Source organism: Streptomyces celluloflavus (genome assembly GCA_000720995.1).
Lineage (GTDB): Bacteria > Actinomycetota > Actinomycetes > Streptomycetales > Streptomycetaceae > Streptomyces > Streptomyces celluloflavus.
The window spans coordinates 102,727-120,971 of the sequence record JOEL01000036.1; the positions used below are offsets into that span (position 1 = coordinate 102,727).

16 protein-coding genes are annotated in these 18,245 nt (G+C 71.0%); 10 read left to right on the forward strand and 6 right to left on the reverse strand.

The window, feature by feature from the left end; all coding sequences use genetic code 11:
* Positions 1 to 5: 5 nt before the first annotated feature.
* Positions 6 to 1,142, reverse strand: a complete 1,137-nt coding sequence (locus tag IH09_RS26640; protein ID WP_052860019.1) for a LacI family DNA-binding transcriptional regulator — start codon at positions 1,140 to 1,142, stop codon at positions 6 to 8.
* Between the two features lie 539 nt (positions 1,143 to 1,681).
* On the opposite strand from IH09_RS26640, the gene IH09_RS26645 reads away from it, so the two are divergent.
* The 6 genes from IH09_RS26645 to IH09_RS26670 all read left to right on the forward strand — a co-directional run bounded on the left by IH09_RS26645 (position 1,682) and on the right by IH09_RS26670 (position 11,511).
* On the forward strand, positions 1,682 to 2,983 hold the full coding sequence (locus tag IH09_RS26645; protein WP_052860020.1) for an ABC transporter substrate-binding protein: 1,302 nt from the start codon (positions 1,682 to 1,684) through the stop codon (positions 2,981 to 2,983).
* Between the two features lie 97 nt (positions 2,984 to 3,080).
* On the forward strand, positions 3,081 to 3,959 hold the full coding sequence (locus IH09_RS26650) for a carbohydrate ABC transporter permease (RefSeq protein ID WP_052860066.1): 879 nt from the start codon (positions 3,081 to 3,083) through the stop codon (positions 3,957 to 3,959).
* A gap of 125 nt (positions 3,960 to 4,084) precedes the next feature.
* Complete coding sequence (locus IH09_RS26655; RefSeq protein ID WP_052860067.1) at positions 4,085 to 4,906, forward strand: carbohydrate ABC transporter permease; 822 nt, start codon at positions 4,085 to 4,087, stop codon at positions 4,904 to 4,906.
* Between the two features lie 100 nt (positions 4,907 to 5,006).
* On the forward strand, positions 5,007 to 6,275 hold the full coding sequence (locus IH09_RS26660; protein ID WP_052860021.1) for a glycoside hydrolase 5 family protein: 1,269 nt from the start codon (positions 5,007 to 5,009) through the stop codon (positions 6,273 to 6,275).
* A 28-nt stretch (positions 6,276 to 6,303) separates the two neighbouring features.
* Positions 6,304 to 8,397, forward strand: a complete 2,094-nt coding sequence (locus IH09_RS26665; protein WP_052860068.1) for an endo-beta-N-acetylglucosaminidase — start codon at positions 6,304 to 6,306, stop codon at positions 8,395 to 8,397.
* 63 nt (positions 8,398 to 8,460) lie between these two features.
* Entirely contained in the window at positions 8,461 to 11,511 is a 3,051-nt protein-coding gene (locus tag IH09_RS26670) for an alpha-mannosidase (protein WP_052860022.1), read from the forward strand.
* Between the two features lie 121 nt (positions 11,512 to 11,632).
* Here IH09_RS26670 and IH09_RS26675 read toward each other — a convergent pair whose 3' ends face one another.
* Positions 11,633 to 11,911 (reverse strand): hypothetical protein, encoded by a 279-nt coding sequence (locus IH09_RS26675; protein ID WP_052860023.1) that lies wholly within the window; start codon positions 11,909 to 11,911, stop codon positions 11,633 to 11,635.
* Between the two features lie 218 nt (positions 11,912 to 12,129).
* On the opposite strand from IH09_RS26675, the gene IH09_RS26680 reads away from it, so the two are divergent.
* A complete protein-coding gene (locus IH09_RS26680) occupies positions 12,130 to 13,155 on the forward strand; it encodes an alpha/beta hydrolase (RefSeq protein ID WP_052860024.1) in 1,026 nt (341 codons plus the stop codon).
* A 146-nt stretch (positions 13,156 to 13,301) separates the two neighbouring features.
* Positions 13,302 to 13,496 carry an antitoxin gene (locus IH09_RS26685; protein ID WP_052860025.1) on the forward strand — a complete coding sequence of 65 codons (195 nt, stop codon included), beginning with the start codon at positions 13,302 to 13,304 and terminating at the stop codon, positions 13,494 to 13,496.
* A gap of 178 nt (positions 13,497 to 13,674) precedes the next feature.
* Here IH09_RS26685 and IH09_RS26690 read toward each other — a convergent pair whose 3' ends face one another.
* Positions 13,675 to 14,049 carry a hypothetical protein gene (locus tag IH09_RS26690; protein WP_052860026.1) on the reverse strand — a complete coding sequence of 125 codons (375 nt, stop codon included), beginning with the start codon at positions 14,047 to 14,049 and terminating at the stop codon, positions 13,675 to 13,677.
* A gap of 177 nt (positions 14,050 to 14,226) precedes the next feature.
* Here IH09_RS26690 and IH09_RS26695 point away from each other — a divergent pair, with 177 nt between their 5' ends.
* On the forward strand, positions 14,227 to 14,826 hold the full coding sequence (locus IH09_RS26695; RefSeq protein ID WP_052860027.1) for a GNAT family N-acetyltransferase: 600 nt from the start codon (positions 14,227 to 14,229) through the stop codon (positions 14,824 to 14,826).
* 98 nt (positions 14,827 to 14,924) lie between these two features.
* Here IH09_RS26695 and IH09_RS26700 read toward each other — a convergent pair whose 3' ends face one another.
* Complete coding sequence (locus tag IH09_RS26700; RefSeq protein ID WP_052860028.1) at positions 14,925 to 15,128, reverse strand: cold-shock protein; 204 nt, start codon at positions 15,126 to 15,128, stop codon at positions 14,925 to 14,927.
* 364 nt (positions 15,129 to 15,492) lie between these two features.
* Positions 15,493 to 16,755, reverse strand: coding sequence for a D-alanyl-D-alanine carboxypeptidase family protein (locus tag IH09_RS26705; protein ID WP_052860029.1), 1,263 nt, complete (start codon positions 16,753 to 16,755; stop codon positions 15,493 to 15,495).
* 244 nt (positions 16,756 to 16,999) lie between these two features.
* On the opposite strand from IH09_RS26705, the gene IH09_RS26710 reads away from it, so the two are divergent.
* Complete coding sequence (locus tag IH09_RS26710; RefSeq protein WP_052860030.1) at positions 17,000 to 17,320, forward strand: DUF6191 domain-containing protein; 321 nt, start codon at positions 17,000 to 17,002, stop codon at positions 17,318 to 17,320.
* Positions 17,321 to 17,397: 77 nt separating this feature from the next.
* Here the strand turns inward: IH09_RS26710 and IH09_RS26715 are convergent, their stop codons facing one another.
* Positions 17,398 to 18,234 (reverse strand): class I SAM-dependent methyltransferase, encoded by an 837-nt coding sequence (locus IH09_RS26715; protein ID WP_110952603.1) that lies wholly within the window; start codon positions 18,232 to 18,234, stop codon positions 17,398 to 17,400.
* Positions 18,235 to 18,245: the final 11 nt, after the last annotated feature.

Sequence of the window (18,245 nt, forward strand, 5' to 3'; positions counted from 1 at the left end):
GCGGGCTACGGCGCGGTCGCCGTCGCCGTGCTCTCCCGGGCCTCCAGATGCGGCAGTTCGCCCTGTACGGTGCGCAGCGGTCCGCCGTCGAGGACGGCGAGCAGTTCCCGGGCGGCGAGCCGGCCGAAGCCGGCGGTGTCGCGGACCAGGGCGGTCAGCCGGGGGTGGGTGACCCGGCACAGTGCGGAGTCGTCCCAGGCCACGATCGACAGCCTGCCCGGTACGGGGATACCGCGCCCGGCGGCGACCGAGGCGCCGGCCACGGCCATCACGTCGTTGTCGTAGATGATCGCCGTGGGCGGTTCGGCCGCGTCGAGGATGTGGCGGGTGACTTCGGCCCCTTCGGCGTCGGAGTAGTCGGTGGTCACCGACCGGACGTGCCGTTCGTCGAGGCCCCGCAGATCCGCCTCGGCGCGCAGCGAGCGGATCCGGCGTTCGGTGTGGGCGAGCCCCGGCATCCCCGCGACGTGCACGATCCGGCGGTGGCCGAGCCCGTAGAGGTGGTCGAGAACGCAGGCCATGGCCCTGGAGTCGTCGGCCCAGACGGTGGAGTGCAGCGGCGGTGCGGCCGCCGGGTGTGGGACCGGTCCGGTGCCCGCCGCGTCCTGGCCGGCCGGTGCGGCACCCGGTGCACCGAGGCCGGCCGGGCCGCCTACGATGACCGCGGGCAGTCCGAGGGAGGCGAGCAGTTCCGGCCGCGGATCGTCGCTGCGCGGGTCGACGACGAGGACGCCGTCCACCCGCCGTTCGGCCCACCAGCGCCGGTAGACGGCGCATTCGGTGTCGAGATCCTCCACCACCTGGAAGAGGAGTGCGATGTTGCGCGCCGAGAGCACTTCCTGGATGCCGGAGACGAGCTGGAGGAAGAAGGACTCCACGCCCAGCGTGCGGGCGGGGCGGGCGAGCACCAGGCCCGCGCAGCCGGCCCGTTCGCCGGAGAGCGCGCGGGCGGCGCTGTTGGCCTGCCAGCCGAGTTCCTCCGCGACGCGGCGTACCCGTGCGCGGGTGTCCTGCGAGACGCCGGGCCGGTCGTTGAGCGCGAAGGAGACGGCGCTCTCCGACACCCCGGCGCGGCGGGCGATGTCCTTGATCGTGGGCCGGCGCGCCGGCTTACGGCGGGCGGCCTCACCGGGCGCTGTCATGGCGGGCTCCTCGTGCGGTGGGTCGGACGCGTCTCGTGCGGGGGATACGGAGGTGCGCGGGACAGCTCCGGAACCGCGACCTAAACCGCATTAGTGCGCCCCAGTGTGATCAGCGTCTCGGGGCATGTCAAACGATGTGTCAGCATTCCGTGGATCCGGGTCGTCGAAAGATCGCGCATACACGGCATACCGGGGACGAAGCCGCAGGTCACCTGCCCGGCGACCGGCCGGAAGCCGACAGGTGACCAGCCGGTGACCAATCCGTTACCGATCTCCCGGCAATCGCTCGCAGTCGGCTATTGACACCTACTAAAACGCATTAGTACCGTCTGCCGCATCACCCCCCGAGGGCCCGCAGGAAAGGGGCCGTCCCGGTCGGTGACGGGACATGCGCGTCTCATGTTTTCGCCTGTCCCAGCAGGATTCTGACGCAACGCCGGATCGATCCGGAAGACGTCACGCAGGCATCGGTCGCATCGTCGACGGCTGCCGCAAAACAATTAGACATGGTTCTGGTCCGAGCAAAGGAGCCCGCCAGCATGCGTATATCCCGTCGAGCAGCTGCCGCCACAGCGGTCCTGGTCACATCGGCACTCGCCCTCACCGCGTGCGGGGCATCGGGCAGCTCGGGCGGCTCCGACGCCTCGGGCGAGGTGACGGGCAAGGTCGAGGGCCAGGTGACGTTCCAGACCTGGAACCTCAAGGCCAATTTCAAGGATTATTTCGAAGGCGTCATCGCGGACTTCGAGAAGAAGTATCCGGGCGCCAAGGTGAAGTGGATCGACCAGCCTGCCGAGGGCTACCCGCAGAAGCTGAGCGCCGATGCCGCCGGCGGTACGCTCCCCGACGTCGTCAATGTGTCGCCGGACCTCGCCTACCCGCTGGCCAAGGCCGGGCTCGCACTCGATCTGGAAAAGGCCGCCGGTAAATACCGCGGCGAGTATCTCGACGGGGCCTGGAAGAGCCAGCAGATGCCGGGCATGAAGGGCGTCTACGCCTTCCCCTGGTACCTGAACACCGGCCCGATGTTCTACAACAAGGATCTGTTCAAGCAGGCCGGCCTCGACCCGGAGAAGCCGCCGAAGACGTACGACCAGCTCTTCGAGAACGCCATCTCGATGGCGGAGAAGAGCGACCGCAAGATCGCGATGCTCGCGAGCACCCCGTCGATCGAGGACTTCGGGCGCTACGGCGTGCGGCTGATGAACGACCAGGGCACGGAGTTCACCTTCAACGAGCTCAAGGGCGTCGAGCTGCTCCAGCACTTCAAGGACCTGTACGAGGCCGGGGCGCTGGACTCCCAGGCGCTCACCGCGCAGGCCGAGTCCGCCGGGCGCAAGTTCCAGCAGCAGTCCGTGGCCATGAACCCGGGCAGCGCGCTCGACCTGGACAAGTTCAAGAAGGAGGCTCCGAGCCTCTACAAGAACGTCGGCATCACGGACAACGTCAACAACACCGGCAAGGCCAACATGTATGTGCAGGGCCTGATGGTGAACGCGCAGAGCAAGGTCAAGCCGGCGGCCGTCGCGTTCGCGCACTTCGTCACCGACAAGGACAACCAGATGTCCTTCGCCAAGAAGGTCACGATCTTCCCGAGCACCAAGGGCTCGCTGGACGACCCGTACTTCACCAAGGAGGACGGCACCGACGCGACCCGTGTCCGGGTGGCCTCGGCCAAGTCCCTCAAGAACGCGGTGAACTACACGCCGGTGCTGCTCAGTGACCAGATGAAGACCGTGCTGCGCAACGCCGTTGCCAAGGCCGTACAGGGCAAGCAGTCCCCCAAGGACGCTCTGGACGGCGCCGTCGCCGAGTGTAACCGCCTGCTCAAGACAAACTGAGGCACACACCGTGAAGACCGATACGACGCCGCGGGGCAAGCCCGCCGCGGTCTCCGGCCCGGCAGGCACCCCGCCGCCGGGCACGGCGAAGCAACGGATCCGCGGGATCCGTACGCATCTGCCGTCAAGTCCCTGGCTGTTCCTGGCCCCCGGACTGCTGATTGTGGCTGGTTTCAGCCTGTATCCGTTCCTGAGCACCGTGGTGAGTTCCTTCACCAACGACCGCACCCTCACCAAGGGGGAGTTCGTCGGCGGCGCCAACTACCAGGAACTGATCCATGACGCGATGTTCTGGACGGGACTGCGTAACAGCCTGCTGTACGTCGTGGGGGCCGTACCGCTGCTGGTGATCCTGCCGCTGCTGCTGGCCATGCTCGTCCAGCGGCACATCCCCGGGATCACCTTCTTCCGGTCCGCGTTCTACACCCCCGTCGTCGCATCGGTCGTCGTGGTGGGGCTGATCTGGGTCTGGCTGCTGGACGACCGCGGGCTGATCAACGCGGTGCTGGAAACGGTCGGCTTCGGCAAGGTCGGCTTCCTCAGCGATCCCTGGCTGCTGCTGCTCAGCTCGATAGGAGTCACGGTCTGGAAGGGCCTCGGCTACTACATGATCATTTACCTGGCGGCGCTCGCCAACGTCCCCAGGGAACTGCACGAGGCGTGCGCGGTGGACGGTGCGGGAGCGTTCCGGCGCTTCATGACCGTCACCGTGCCCGCGGTGCGCTCCACGATGGTGCTGGTGGCCGCGCTCTCGTCGGTCGGTGCCTTCAAGGTGTTCTCCGAGGTCTATCTGATGGCGGGGCCGTCCGGCGGCCCCGCCGGCGAGGACACCACCCTGGTGATGCTCGTCCAGCAGGTCGGCACGGGCCTCAGCGGCCGGGTCGGCTACGCCTCGGCGCTGTCCGTGGTGGTCTTCATCATCACGCTCGGCCTGATGCTTCTGGTGATGCGTGCCAACCGCAAGGAGGACGCATGAGTGTCACGACCGAGCAGGAGCCGCGGACCGCGCCGCAGGGCGGTCGCGGACGCGGACCGGCGCACGGGACGCGGCGCAAGGGCAAGAAGCAGCGCGGGGACCGTGAGCAAGATCAGGGCCGCCGGATGCCGACGTGGCAGCTGGTGCTGCGCTACGTCCTGCTGCTCGCCGTGCTGGCGCTGACCGTCGGGCCCTTCCTGTGGCAGCTGTCCACCTCGCTCAAGGGTCCCGGCGAGGACATCTACAGCTATCCGCCGAGCCTGATCCCGCACGACCCCACCCTGAAGAGCTACGGCGAGGTCGCGAAGATCATCCCGGTCTGGGACTTCGCACTGAATTCCCTCAAGGTCGCCACCGCGAACGTGCTCACCAACTGCGTGGGCGCGGCGCTGGCGGGCTACGCCCTGGCCCGGATGCGCTTCCGGGGCCGCAAGACCGCGATGGTCGTCTTCATGATGGCGATGCTGGTGCCGGTCGAGAGCATCATGATCGCCCAGTTCGTGACGATGCGGGACATCCAGCTCAACAACACCCTCATCGGCGTGCTGCTGCCCGGCTGTATCGGGGCGATGAACGTCCTGCTGATGCGCAACGCGTTCGCGGGGCTGCCGTACGAGGTCGAGGAAGCCGCGTTCGTCGACGGTGCCAACGCCTGGCAGCGCTTCACCCGGATCGCGCTGCCGTCGGTCAAGGGCACCCTCGCGGTCGTCGCGATCTTCTCCTTCATGGGGGCCTGGGACGACTTCCTGTGGCCGCTGATCGTGCTGAGCGACCAGTCGAACTTCACCCTGACCATCGGGCTGAACTTCCTGCACGGCACGTTCGCGGACAACCAGCGGCTGGTCGCGGCCGGCACCATCATCGCGGTGCTCCCGCTGATCGTGATGTTCGCCTGCCTCCAGCGCTACTTCTTCCGCGGCGTCGGCGAAGGAGCCGTCAAGGGCTGACCGGTGTGCCCCGTACCACCGGGGCACACCTCCGTCCGTTCACCACCTCACCACCCCGCGGCGCCCGCACCGCACCACCCCCGTATTCACAGGAATCTCTATGCCCGTGCAGGACACCGCCCACCGCCCGCTGCGCTTCGGCGCCAACTACACGCCCACCCAGGGGTGGTTCCACCACTGGCTGGACTTCGACCTGGACGCCGTACGCGCCGACCTCGACTCCATCGCCGCACTCGGTCTGGACCACATCCGGGTCTTCCCGCTCTGGCCGGTCTTCCAGCCCAACCGCACCCTGATCAGGCCGCGCGCCGTGGAGCAGCTGGTGCAGCTGGCGGACGCCGCCGCCGAGCGCGGACTCGACGTCAACGTCGACGGGCTCCAGGGCCATCTGTCGAGCTTCGACTTCCTGCCCGCCTGGACGCAGACCTGGCACCGCCGCAACATCTTCAGCGACCCCGAGGTGCTCTCCGGCCAGGAGGAGTACCTGCGGACGCTGGCCGCCGCGCTGGCCGACCGGCCCAACTTCCTGGGGATGACGCTCGGCAACGAGATCAACCAGTTCTCGGGCGATCCGCACCCGGACCCCGACCGCATCACCCACGACCAGGCCACGGCCTGGCTGGAGCGGATGCTGGCCGCCTGTGAGCAGGGCGCGCCCGGCCGGATGCATCTGCACGCCGAGTACGACGCCGCCTGGTACCTCGACGGCCACCCCTTCACGCCCGCCCAGGCCGCCCGGCAGGGCGCCGTGACGGCCGTGCACTCATGGGTGTTCAACGGCACCGCGCAGCGGCACGGCACGGACGCGGTCGCCACCGAGCACCACGCCGCATATCTGATCGAGCTGTCCAAGGCATGGGCCGTGGACCCGCACCGCCCGGTGTGGCTCCAGGAGGTCGGCGCGCCGGCCCCGCACATCCCCGCGGACCGGGCGGCGCACTTCACCGAGGCGACCGTCGTCAACGCGCTGGACTGCCCGGACGTCTGGGGCGTCACCTGGTGGTGCTCGCACGACGTGTCCCGGTCGCTGGCGGACTTCCCCGAGCTGGAGTACAGCCTGGGCCTGCTCACCAATGACCGGGAGGTCAAGCCGGCCGGCCGGGCGATAGCCGCGCTGGTCGAGGAGTGGCGGGGCCGCACTCCCCAGCCGCAGGTGCGCAGCACCGCGCTGGTGGTCGACGCCGGGGGTGTCGAGGCCGCGGCGCACCGTTCGGTGTGCGCGCCCGGCGGTGCCGTCTTCGAAGCCTGGGCGAAGCTCACCGCCCAGGGCGCTCGGCCGGCCCTCGTACTGGCCGAGCTCGCCTCCGATGCCGCACATTTGACGGCACGTGGCATCACCGAGGTCTGCACGCCCGACGAGGTCGGCTGACCGCCGACCGCCACCGGAGGAGCACATGATGCACCAGCAGCCGTTCCCGCTGTCCCGCCGCCGTGTGGTGCTGGCCGGGGCGGGTGCCGCGGCCGCCCTGCTCGGGCCGTCCCTCGGGGGCGGCACGGCGCGGGCCGCGGGCCGGTCCGGGGCCCGCGCGGCGGACTCCTTGCAGCCGTACGCGTCGTACTGGTTCCCCGACTCGCTGCCGTCCGGTACGCCCGGGGCCGGTATCACCTGGCGGAGCCTGGCCGCGTGGACGCCCGAGGGCGACCGTGACCTGGCGTTCAACACGGCGACGGTGCCGCTCGCGGAGCGGTTCACACCGGTCGCGGCGAACACCACGGCGCGGTCGGGGCAGGCCCGGATCAGCGCCCTGGCCGCGTTCGACCACACCGCGGGCAACCCGTCGCAGGGCTCGGCCACCGCCGACTACTACGCCCCGACCCACTGGGCGTACATCGACGAGCTGATCTTCTGGGGCGGCTCGTCCGGCGAGGGTCTGGTGCTGGCGCCGAACGCCCCGGTGGTGGATGCCGCGCACCGCAACGGCGTCCCCGTACTGGGCACCGTCTTCCTGCCGCCGGTCGCCTTCGGCGGCAACTTGCGCTGGACCCGCGACCTGGTGCGCAAGGACGCCGCGGGGCGTTTCCCGCTCGCCGCGAAGCTGGTGGAGGTCGCGACCGCCTACGGTTTCGACGGCTGGTTCATCAACGCCGAGACCGACGGCGGGGACGCCGCGCTGGCCGCGGACATGCAGGCGTTCCTGCGGGCGCTGCGGGCCGCGGGCGCCGGTCACGGGCTCCGTATCATCTGGTACGACGCGATGAACACGACCGGCCAGGTCGGCTGGCAGGGCGCGCTCAACGCGCGCAATCAGCCGTTCTTCCAGGACGGCTCCGGGCCGGTCGCCGACTCGATGTTCGTGGACTTCCGCTGGAGTGCGCAGCGGCTGGCCGACTCCGGAAAGCTGGCGGACCAGCTGGGCCGCAGCCGCTACGAGTTGTGGGCCGGCGTCGATGTCGAGTCGCGGGGCTGGGACAGCGCCGCCGACTGGGACGCGATCATCCCCACCGGGCGCGATCATGTCGTCTCGTACGGTTTCTACCGTCCCGAGTGGACCCTCACCCATCTCCCGGCGGGCCGCACCCCGGGCCAGTTCCACGCCGCGGACGACCGTTTCTGGTCCGGTGAGGGGCTCGACCCGACCCGGCCGGCCGGTACCGGCGGCGGCTGGCGGGCGCCCGCGGTCACGGTCGCGGACCGTTCGACGGTCACCGCGCTGCCGTTCGCCACCACCTTCAACACCGGCCACGGTCTGCGCTGGTACGAGGACGGCGCGGCCACCTCCGACGCACCGTGGAACCATCTCGGCCTCCAGGACCGGCTGCCGCCGCGACGCTGGTCGGTGCGGACCACCGGCCGGCGGCCCGCGGTCTCCCTGGACTTCGCCGACGCCTGGCGCGGCGGCAGCAGTCTGCTGGTGGGCGGCGCCCTCGACGCCCCGGCCACCGTGGAGCTCTTCCCCACCCGGCTGCCGGTCGGCGCCGGGACGGTCGTCGAGTTCGCGCACCGCGCCGACGCGGCCTCGGGTCCGGTCACCGTCGAGGTGGCCGTCGCCCTGCACGAGCCGTCGGCGCCGGGCGAGCCCGCCCCGTACACGTATCTGCCCGCCGGGACCGTGGAACCGGGCAGCGGCTGGCGCACCGCCACCGTGCGGCTCGGCTCCCTGGGCGGCGGCACCCTGCACGCCCTGGGCGTGCGGCTGACCGGCCGCGGCGGCGCCCCGGTGGCCTGGCGGCTCGGTTCGCTGGCGGTCCGCGAGCCCGCCGGCCGCCCGGCCGCGCCCGGCGGGCTGACCGTCACCGACGCCGCCACCGCGGACGGTACGACGTCGGTGCGGCTGGCCTGGCGGCGTGCCGCCGGTCCGGTCCGCCACTACGAGCTGCACCGGGTGCTCCCGGACGGCGGCCGCCGCTTCCTGGGCGGCACCTGCGGTGCGGCCTTCCACGTCCCCGGCCTGAGCCGCGAACGGGGCGAGCCGGCCCTCGTGCTGGAGGTCCGGGCCGTGGACGAACTGTTCGCCGTATCGGAACCGTCCTCGGTCCGGCACCCGTGGTAGCCCCGCGCCGCCACCCCTGTCTTTCTCTCCCCACCCTCCCCCGACGCAATGGAGCCACCCCCCATGCATGACGATCGCGCACTGGTCGAAGCCCGCCTCAAGCGAGTGCTGGACGAGCGCATCCGCCCCGCCCTGTACCCGGACACGGTCCCCCTGGAGGTCGCGGCCTGGGTCGCACCGGGCGAACCGGTCCCGATCGCCGAGGGCCTGTCCGCCACGCACACGCCGGTGGCGGTGGGCGACCAGTGGGGCGCGCCGTGGGCGACGACCTGGTTCAAGGTGCAGGGACAGGTGCCGGCGGAATGGGCCGGCCGTACCGTCGAGGCGGTCCTCGACCTGGGCTTCGACGAGCGGATGCCGGGCTTCCAGTGCGAGGCGCTGGTCTACACGCCCGACGGCAGCCCGGTGAAGGCCATCAACCCGCGCAACCAGTGGGTCCGGGTGGGCGCGCCGGTGCAGGGCGGCGAGGAGGTCGAATGGCACCTGGAGGCCGCCTCGAACCCGGTGATCCTCGATGTCCACCCGTTCCTGCCCACGCAGCTGGGTGACCGGGACACGGCGGGCGACGAGCCGCAGTACCGGCTGACGCGGATGGTCCTGGCGGTGTTCGACACCACGGTGTGGGAGCTGATCCAGGACCTGGAGGTGCTCGGCGAGCTGATGGCGGAGCTCCCGGTGGACAGCCCGCGGCGCTGGGAGGTGCTGCGCGCGGTGGGCCGGTCGCTGGACGCGGTCAACCTCCAGGACGTCAACGGTTCCGCGGAGGCGGCGCGCGAGGAGCTGCGTGAGGTGCTCGCGACGCCCGCGGCCGCGTCCGCGCACCGGATCAGCGCGGTGGGGCACGCGCACATCGACTCGGCGTGGCTGTGGCCGCTGCGCGAGACGGTCCGCAAGGTCGCCCGTACGACGTCGAACATGACGGCGCTGCTGGAGGACGAGCCGGACTTCATCTTCACCATGTCGCAGGCGCAGCAGTACGCCTGGATCAAGGAGCACCGCCCGGAGGTCTACGCCAAGGTCAAGAAGGCGGTCGCGGAGGGCCGGTTCGTACCGGCCGGCGGGATGTGGGTGGAGTCGGACACCAACATGCCCGGTTCGGAGGCGATGGCGCGGCAGTTCGTCCACGGCAAGCGCTTCTTCCTGGAGGAGTTCGGCGTCGAGAACGACGAGGCGTGGCTGCCGGACACCTTCGGCTTCGCCGCGGGGCTGCCGCAGATCATCAAGTCCGCGGGCACCAAGTGGCTGCTGACGCAGAAGATCTCCTGGAGCCAGGTCAACTCCTTCCCGCACCACACCTTCCGCTGGGAGGGCATCGACGGCACGCGGATCTTCACCCACTTCCCGCCGGTGGACAGCTACAACTGCCAGATGGCGGGCAGCGAGATCGCCCATGCCGCGCGGAACTTCAAGGACAAGGGCGTGGCGCGGCACTCGCTGGCGCCGACCGGCTGGGGCGACGGCGGCGGCGGCACGACCCGCGAGATGATCGCCAAGGCGCGCAGGCTCCGCGATCTGGACGGTTCGCCGGTGGTCGAGTGGGAGAAGCCCGCCGACTTCTTCGCGAAGGCGGAGGCGGAGTACCCGCAGGCCCCGGTGTGGGTGGGCGAGCTGTACCTGGAGCTGCACCGCGCGACGCTCACCAGCCAGGCGAAGACCAAGCGCGGCAACCGCCGCAGCGAGCAGCTGCTGCGCGAGGCCGAGCTCTGGGCGGCGACGGCGGCGGTCACGGCCGGACACCCCTACCCGTACGCCGAGTTGGACCGCATCTGGAAGACGGTGCTGCTGCACCAGTTCCATGACATCCTGCCCGGTTCGTCCATCGCCTGGGTGCACCGCGAGGCGGAGAAGACGTACGCGGCCGTCGCCGCCGAGCTCGAAGGGATCATCTCGGGGGCGCTGGCCGCGCTGGCCGGCAACGGTGATGCCGAGCTGGTGGTGAACTCGGCGCCGCACACCCGCGGCGGGGTCGCGGCCGGGGCCCTGGCGGCCGCGGTGGCCGAGGGCACCGAGGTGCGGGCCGAGGAGCGGGCCGGCGGCGGATTCGTCCTCGGCAACGGTCTGCTGCGCGTCGAGGTCGACGAGCGCGGGCTGATCGTCTCGGCGTACGACGTGGCGGCCGAGCGCGAGACCGTCGCGCCGGGCGGGGCGGCGAACCTGCTGCAGATCCACCCGGACTTCCCGAACATGTGGGACGCCTGGGACGTGGACTCCTTCTACCGCAATGTCGTCACGGACCTCACGGAGGCGGACGAGGTGGCGCTCGACGCGGTGTCGCAGGATGCCGCGACGGTCCGCGTCACCCGTTCCTTCGGGGATTCGCGCGTGGTGCAGAAGCTGACGCTGACGCGCGGCGAGCGCCGGGTGGACATCGACACCGAGGTCGACTGGCACGAGACCGAGAAGTTCCTCAAGGCCGCGTTCCCGCTGGACGTCCACGCCGAGCGCTACGCCGCGGAGACGCAGTTCGGTCACCTGTACCGGCCCACGCACACCAACACCAGCTGGGAGGCGGCCAAGTTCGAGGCGTGCGCGCACCGCTTCGTCCACCTTGAGGAGCCGGGCTGGGGCGTCGCCCTGGTCAACGACTCGACGTACGGCCATGACGTCACCCGCACCGTGCGGGACGACAGCGACCAGGGCACCACGACGACCGTGCGGCTCTCCCTGCTGCGCGCCCCGCGCTTCCCCGACCCGGAGACCGACCAGGGGCTGCACCAGTTCCGCTACGCCCTGGTGCCCGGTGCCGCGATCGGTGACGCCGTGCGCGAGGGCCACCGCATCAACCTCCCCGAGCGCCGGATCACCGGCGGCGGCGCGGCGGCTCCGCTCGTCACAGTCGACAACGACGCGGCGGTCGTCACCGCGGTCAAGCTCGCCGACGACGCCAGCGGCGAGGTGATCGTCCGTCTGCACGAGGCGCACGGCGGGCGGGCCAAGGCCGCCGTCACCACCGGCTTCGACCTGGCCGGCGCCATCACCACCGATCTGCTGGAGCGTCCGACGGAGGACGGTCCGGCGATCGAGCTGGACGGGAACACCGTCCGGATGGCGCTCCGCCCGTTCCAGATCGTCACCCTCCGCCTGACCCGGGCGCAGGGCACGACGGCCGGCTAGTCACCGCACAGCACCGCAGCGCAACGCCGCGTCAGGGCAGGATCGCCTGGCGCGGCGTTGCGCATGCCGGGGCGGGCGCGCCCGCCCCGGGGTCCCGCCCCGCCACCCGGATCCGTCCCGCTCACCCGGGGTCCGCCGGGCGCGACCGCGCGTCACGGCAGGCCCCGCGGCGCGGCCCGGAGCGCCGGGTACGGCCCGGGGCGCGCCCGCGCGGCCGGCCGGGTACCGCCTCGTGGCGCATATCGCGGTCCGGGTCCAGGCCCAGCATGTCCATCAGCAGAGAGAGATCGTCCGCGTCCCGCGCGCGCCCGGCCAGCGCCTTCCTGGCGAGCCGGCGTTCCTCGTCGCACGGCAGGGGGCGCGGTGCGGTGTCGTCGGCACTGTGGTGTTCATCGCTCACCGCTGCATTCTCGGCCGGGCCGTGGCACCGTGCCCGTTGAGCCGGGCGGACGGGGACCCGCGCGGCCCCGCCGGTGCGCGACCCGGTCCGTACGGGTGACCGCGGCCGGAAGGTACCGGCCCGGTGGCGGAACCACTCCCGGCCCTTTTCCCTCTTTATCGACACGCCGAGCCTTTCTCCACAACGTCCAGCCGATCGCCTCAGCCGCGGAGCCACCGTTGAAACCCTCTCTCGCCGCCGCGCTCGCGGTCGCGCTCACCGCTTCGTGCGCGCTGCTCACCGGCTGTTCCGACACCGGGGACCCGGTCGACTTCAACGCCGGGGGCAAGGGCGAGGGCAGTGCGCAGGCCAAGCCCGTCGACGACGACACGCTGATGCCGACCGGCCCCAAGAGCGACTTCCGCATCACGCGGACGCTGGACGACGGCACCCATATCGGCCGGGCCACACTCCAGGGCGCGAAGTCCGGGGTCACCGGAAGCGTATGGGTCTGGGCCCCGAAGGAATACAACGACCCGAAGTACGCCAAGAGTGGGTTTCCGGTGCTGATAGCCCTGCCGGGCGGACTGGGCAGCCCGCAGGAAAAGGGCGGCGTCACCAATTACTGGGTCGGCGGCGATATCAAGCTTCAGGAGAACCTCACCAAGTGGACCGAGGAGGGAAAGAGCCTGCCGTTCATCGTGGTGATGCCCATGCTCAATCCGGACACCATGTATCACGACGGCAGTGACATACCCGGCTCACAGAAAATGGGGACCTGGCTGACGGAGGACGTCGTCAACCTCGCGAAGGCCAATTTCCGGACCTTCAAGTCCCGCGACGGCTGGGCCTTCATGGGGTCGTCCTCGGGCGGTTTCGCGAGCCTGAAGTCGGTGCTGAAGTACCCCGATCGGTTCAAGGCGGCGCTGGCCAGCGGCCCGGACATCGTCCCGGACTCGCCGCTGTGGGCGGGGCACCAGCGGGAGAAGGACGCCAACAACCCGGAGAAGCTGGCCAAGCAGCTGCTGAAGAAGGGCGGCCCGGACGTCTATCTCGCCTTCCAGGCGGGCACGAAGGAGCCGGCCTCCGTCACCCGCCAGATAAAGAAGTTCCAGCAGACCTACGGCAAGGGTCCGATTCACACCGCACTGCAGGTCGTCCCCGGCGGCCGGCACAATGCCTGGGACTACCAGAAGGGCATGGAGGCCGGCTCCATCAAGTTCATCAGCGATCATCTGAAGGCACCGGTCCCGAGCTCGTCCTGAACCGCGCGGCATACGGACCGGCCGGTAGCCGCGCCCGCCGACGCATTTTCCGGCCGTCCGCGGCGGAGCTCTCCGGCGCGCGGATGCAGATCCCGTGGCCGGGAGTGATCCTGGAGTCATGGGGGTCGTGGCGAGGAGGATGACCCATGTCCGTATTGGACAAGCTGAAGAATCTGCTGAAGGGCCATGAAGACCAGGCCGGCAAGGGCGTCGACAAGGCCGGCGATTTCGTGGACAAGAAGACCGAAGGCAAGCACAGCGAGCAGGTCGACAAAGCCCAGGAGAAGCTCAAGGACGAGTTCGGCGGATCGGGCGGCCAGGACCAGCCGCCGCAGTCCTGACCGGCACCGAGCGGCCGCACGCCGCGCCACGGTTCCGTTCCCGTTCGCCGGGCCGGAGCCGCCGCGTGGCGCTGCGGCTCGGGCCGGAGCTCCGGTCGCGTGGCGCTGCGGCTCCGCTCCCCTTGCCCGCTACGGGAGGCGCCGCGTACCCGTCGTCACACAATGCGCTCCGTATCCCCTACGGCTCCGCGACGATCTCCGTGCCCCGTAGTGCGGAGTCGTCCTGTACCGCGCCGCCGTGGCCGAGCACCCGGGGGATCTCCGCGGCCGGGAAGCCTGCGAGGTAGAGGCCGGCCTCCTCCCCCGCGGCGGCGCCGGTCCGCTTCCGCCGCCGGACGTCGATCGCCTCGACGGTCACTGTCCGCGGCCCGTCCGCCAGTCTGAGCTGCGCCGACTGCCCCACCCGTACGGTCCCCGAGGTCACCGTTCCGGTGAACACCACACCGCGCGCGGGCACCGCGAAAACCCGCTCGACGGTGAATCGGAAAGGCCCGGCCGGTCCATCGGTGCCGGCCGCGCCCTGCGCTGCCGGGCGTCGCGAGAAGATCCCCATGGGAACAGATGATCGCATGTGCGGGCAGGGGGCGGTAGCGATATCCCGGGCGGGCGACGCGGAACGGTCCCCGCGTCCTTCCGGCGAACCGGTCCACCGTTCCGGGGCCGGCGTGTGCCCGCCCGGGGGCCACTAATTGGAGCTTGTCCGGCTGCCTGTCGCCTCTAGGCTGGCCGGATGATCGCCATGTCAGCCCAGCTCACCGCCGATGTCCTGCTGCGGCCCGTCACACCGGAGGACGCCGGGGGCCTCTCCCGGGCCTACCAGCTCAACCGGGCCCATCTCCGCCCCTGGGAGCCGCACCGGGGCGACGCCTTCTACACCCCTGAGGGGCAGTCCGAACGCCTCCGCAACCAACTGGCCGAGCAGCGGGCCGGGCGGCTGATGCCGTGGGTACTGGTCCGTAACGAGGACCACGGTGACGGCGACGCGCAGCATGGCGGCGGCGACGGCGGCGACGTCGTGGGGACGGTCACGCTCACCGGCATCACGCTCGGCCCCTTCCGCAGCGCGAACATCGGCTACTGGATCGACGCGGACCAGGTAGGGCGGGGGCTCGCCTGCGCCGCGGTGACCGAGGTCTGCGCCGTGGCCGACGCCGCGCTGGGCCTGCACCGCATCGAGGCCGGGACCCTCCTCGACAACACCGCCTCGCAGCGCGTACTGGCCAAATGCGGCTTCGAGGCGTTCGGCACCGCCCCCAACTATCTCCACATCGACGGCGCCTGGCGCGACCACCGCCTCTTCCAGAAGATCCTCAACGACCGCCACCCGTGATCCGTGCCGTGCAACAGCGCGGGCCCGTGGGGCGGCAGGCGGCCGGACACGACGGTGCCCGCCCCCGGGGCGGGAGCGGGCACCGTCGTGGGCGGCGCTTACGCCGGGCGGATCTTCTCCGCCTGGGGGCCCTTCTGGCCCTGCGTGACCTCGAAGGTCACCTTCTGGCCCTCCTGAAGCTCGCGGTAGCCCTGGGCGTCGATGTTCGAGTAGTGCGCGAAGACGTCGGAGCCGCCGTCGTCCTGCGCGATGAAACCGAAGCCCTTATCCGAGTTGAACCACTTCACCGTGCCGCTGGCCATACCTGTCTCCTTCGTTCAAGGGGCTTGAATCGGCCCCCGCGTACCGCGGGAACCGGAGGTGATCGCCCTGGTCCGGAGAGGCGCTGCACAGCAAGAACGCCCGTGAACGCGACACGGGCGACCGGCACTTCGGAACCACGACAGCTGATCAGGACGCTACACCGCGCAACGCCCGGCAGTCATCACAACCGAGGCAGTCGCGTCACGCTTCACCTGGTCAAGGCGGTACCACGCCCTCCAGGACCACAACCGATCGGATGAACATACGGTGGCCGATCGCCCCGGTCCCGCCGTCCTCAGGAGCCGGCGTGTACGGACCGGTCGGGGCCGGACCATCGCGGTCCTGGCCAGTCACGGCGCGGACTCACCCGGACTCCCCGCCCGCGGCTCCCCCCTTCCTACGGCGCCGCCGCCACCGGCCCGCACCGAGTCCCACGAGGGCGACGGTGACGGCGGCGAAACCCCAGACGTACGGCGCGTTCGAGCCGCTGTCCTGGGCCTCGGCGGTCGTCCGGAGTGCGGCGCTCCCCCGTGGCACGGCGGTCTTCCGGGGTACGGCGGCAGGCTGCCGGCGGCCGGTGCGCCGCGCCCCGGCGTACGGCTTGTCGGACTCCTCGGCGGGCGCTTCGGAGGCCAGAGTGCCGACGGGCTCGGCCCGGGGAGCCGCGTGGAACCCCCAGTCCAGCAGTGCGCGCGCCTCCTCGTACACGGCGTTGCCGGCGCCGGACCGCGGCTTCATGACGGTGACCAGGAGCGTCCGGCCGTCGCGCCGAGCCGCGGCGATCAAGGTGTTGCCCGCCGCGCTCGTGTAGCCGTTCTTCACCCCGATCAGTCCGGGGTACGGTTCCACGCCGTGCGAGCCGACGAGCAGCCGGTTGGTGTTCTGGATGCCGAAGGCCAGGGGCCCGCCGTCCTCGGGGAACTGCGCCGTCTTCGTCGAGGCGAAGCCCACGAACTCGCGGTCGGCCAGGCCGGCCCTGGCGAAGAGGGACAGGTCATAGGCAGAGGAGTGCTGCCCTTCGATGTCGAATCCGTCCGCGGACTCCACCTGCGTGTCGTGGGCACCGAGGCGTTCCGCCGTCGCCTGCATGTCCGCGACGGTCTCCGCCCAGCCGCCGTTCATCGAGGCGAGGGCACGTACCGCGTCGCTGCCCGAGTTGAGGAAGACCCCGCGCCACAGGTCGGCGACGCTGTAGTCCATGTCCTCCTTGATGCCGACGAGCGCGCTGCCCGCTTCGATACCGGCCAGTTCCGCCTCGGTGACGGTGTGGACGGTCTCCGGTGAGAACTTCGGCAGCACCGTCACGGCGAAGAGCGTCTTGAGGGTGCTGGCCGGGGGCAGCCGGCGGTGTGCGTCCTTGGCCGCGAGGATCGTTCCGCTCCCCGCGTCCGCCACCACCCACGACTGCGCCGAGACCTCGGGCGGCCAGGGCACATCCGGCCTGGGGCGGAACTGCACTCCGGGTTCATCGGGCAGGCCATGGACAGCGGTGGGCCGGACCTCGGCAACGTCGTCGGCACCGTGCGGGCCTCCGGCGAACGCCGGACCGCACACGGCCAACAGGCTCGCGGCACAAACGGCCGCCGCGGTACGGGCTCTGACGGTGGACCAACGCGCTCTCGACATGGGGCCACGCTAAAAACGCCTCCGGCCACCCGCCGGTTGGCCTACTCCATCCGGTCCCCCACCGTCCTCGGCGGCGGGCCGGCAGTTCCCAGCTGACCCGTGTCATCGAATGTGAGCGCGTGCCATCAAACGCTCAGTGGCGAAATCGCTGGTCACGGCAGTGCCCACGTTTCGGCCGGGCGGGAATCCGGCGACCGGGTCCGGCACCGGGAACGGTGGACGCAGGGGCGGACGTTGGCCTGACATGGTTCTGATGCTGATCGTCACCCTGCTCATGGCGGCCGTGATCATCGTGCCGCTACTGCTGTCCGGCGCCCGGCGCCTGGTGCTGCGCAACGGCCGTCCTGGGTGGCTGCGGCACCTCGTGGTCCGCACGACGACGGGCGGCGGAAACGGCGCCGGAGCGGCTGTCGCCGAGCTGACCGCAGCCCTGAACCCGAACAAGCGGGTGGAGATCGAGCAGCGCCGAACGGATCAGTTGATACGTCACGACAGCGAGGCCGGTGCACCACCGCACGCCATTGTGGACCTGACGGCGGGACGGGCGGTGATCAGAAGCCGCTGACCCCCGGCACCGACAGCGCTCACTCTTCGGCATCGCAGGACACCAGCCGGGCCGGCCCCGGCGAACCGCCGGACGAACTACTGCTCCGTCCCAGTGATCCGGCATGCGATGCGGTTCCTGGTGCGACGGTTGATGCGGTTCTCGGTGGCACTGTCGACGGGGCCTCCCTGCGGTTTCTCCCACACGACCGAGTAGCGCCACAGCAGATGGCGGCGGAAGCGGCAGCCCGGCAGCCGCTCCCGGGCCACGCGGCGGACCTGGTTCCAGGTCATACCGGGGTCCTGGACGGGCATCCCCGGCGGATCGGTCTTACCGCCGTGTCGCCGGGCGAGGATGCGGGCGGCCGGTACGCCGGCGGCGCTGATGAGCCAGTCCAGGGGTGTCCGGTTGTTCGCCAGACCGATGAGGACCAGTCGGCCGCCGGGCGCCAGCAGGCCGGTCATCCGGTCCAGCGCGGCCGCGAAGTCCAGGTGATGCAGGACGGCCACGGCGCTGATGAAGTCATAGCCGGTGCCGATACCGAGGTCGGTACCGGATTCGGGATCGATGTCGATGCCGGTGTCGTGACCGCTGCCTCTGCCCGTGCCGGGGCCGGCCGGAGGTGAGGTGGCGGCATCGCGGATCCCGGTCGCTCCGCGGACCGCGCCGCCGTCCGGCGTCATGAGGTCCGCCCGGAGGAACGCGATGTTCGGGCTCCGTCCGCCGTGTTCGCGCGCCACGCGGATCATGTCGGCGGAACGGTCCACCCCCGTCACCTCACGGGCCCGACCGGCCAGTTTGCGTACCAGCAGGCCGTCGCCGCAGCCGATGTCCAGGGCCCGCCCACAGCCGTCCGGCACGGCGTCGAGCACCAGCCGGTGGTAGTGCACATTGTGGTTCCAGTACGGGTCCTGCTGCGGGGTGCGCCGAGACATCCCGCCACGGT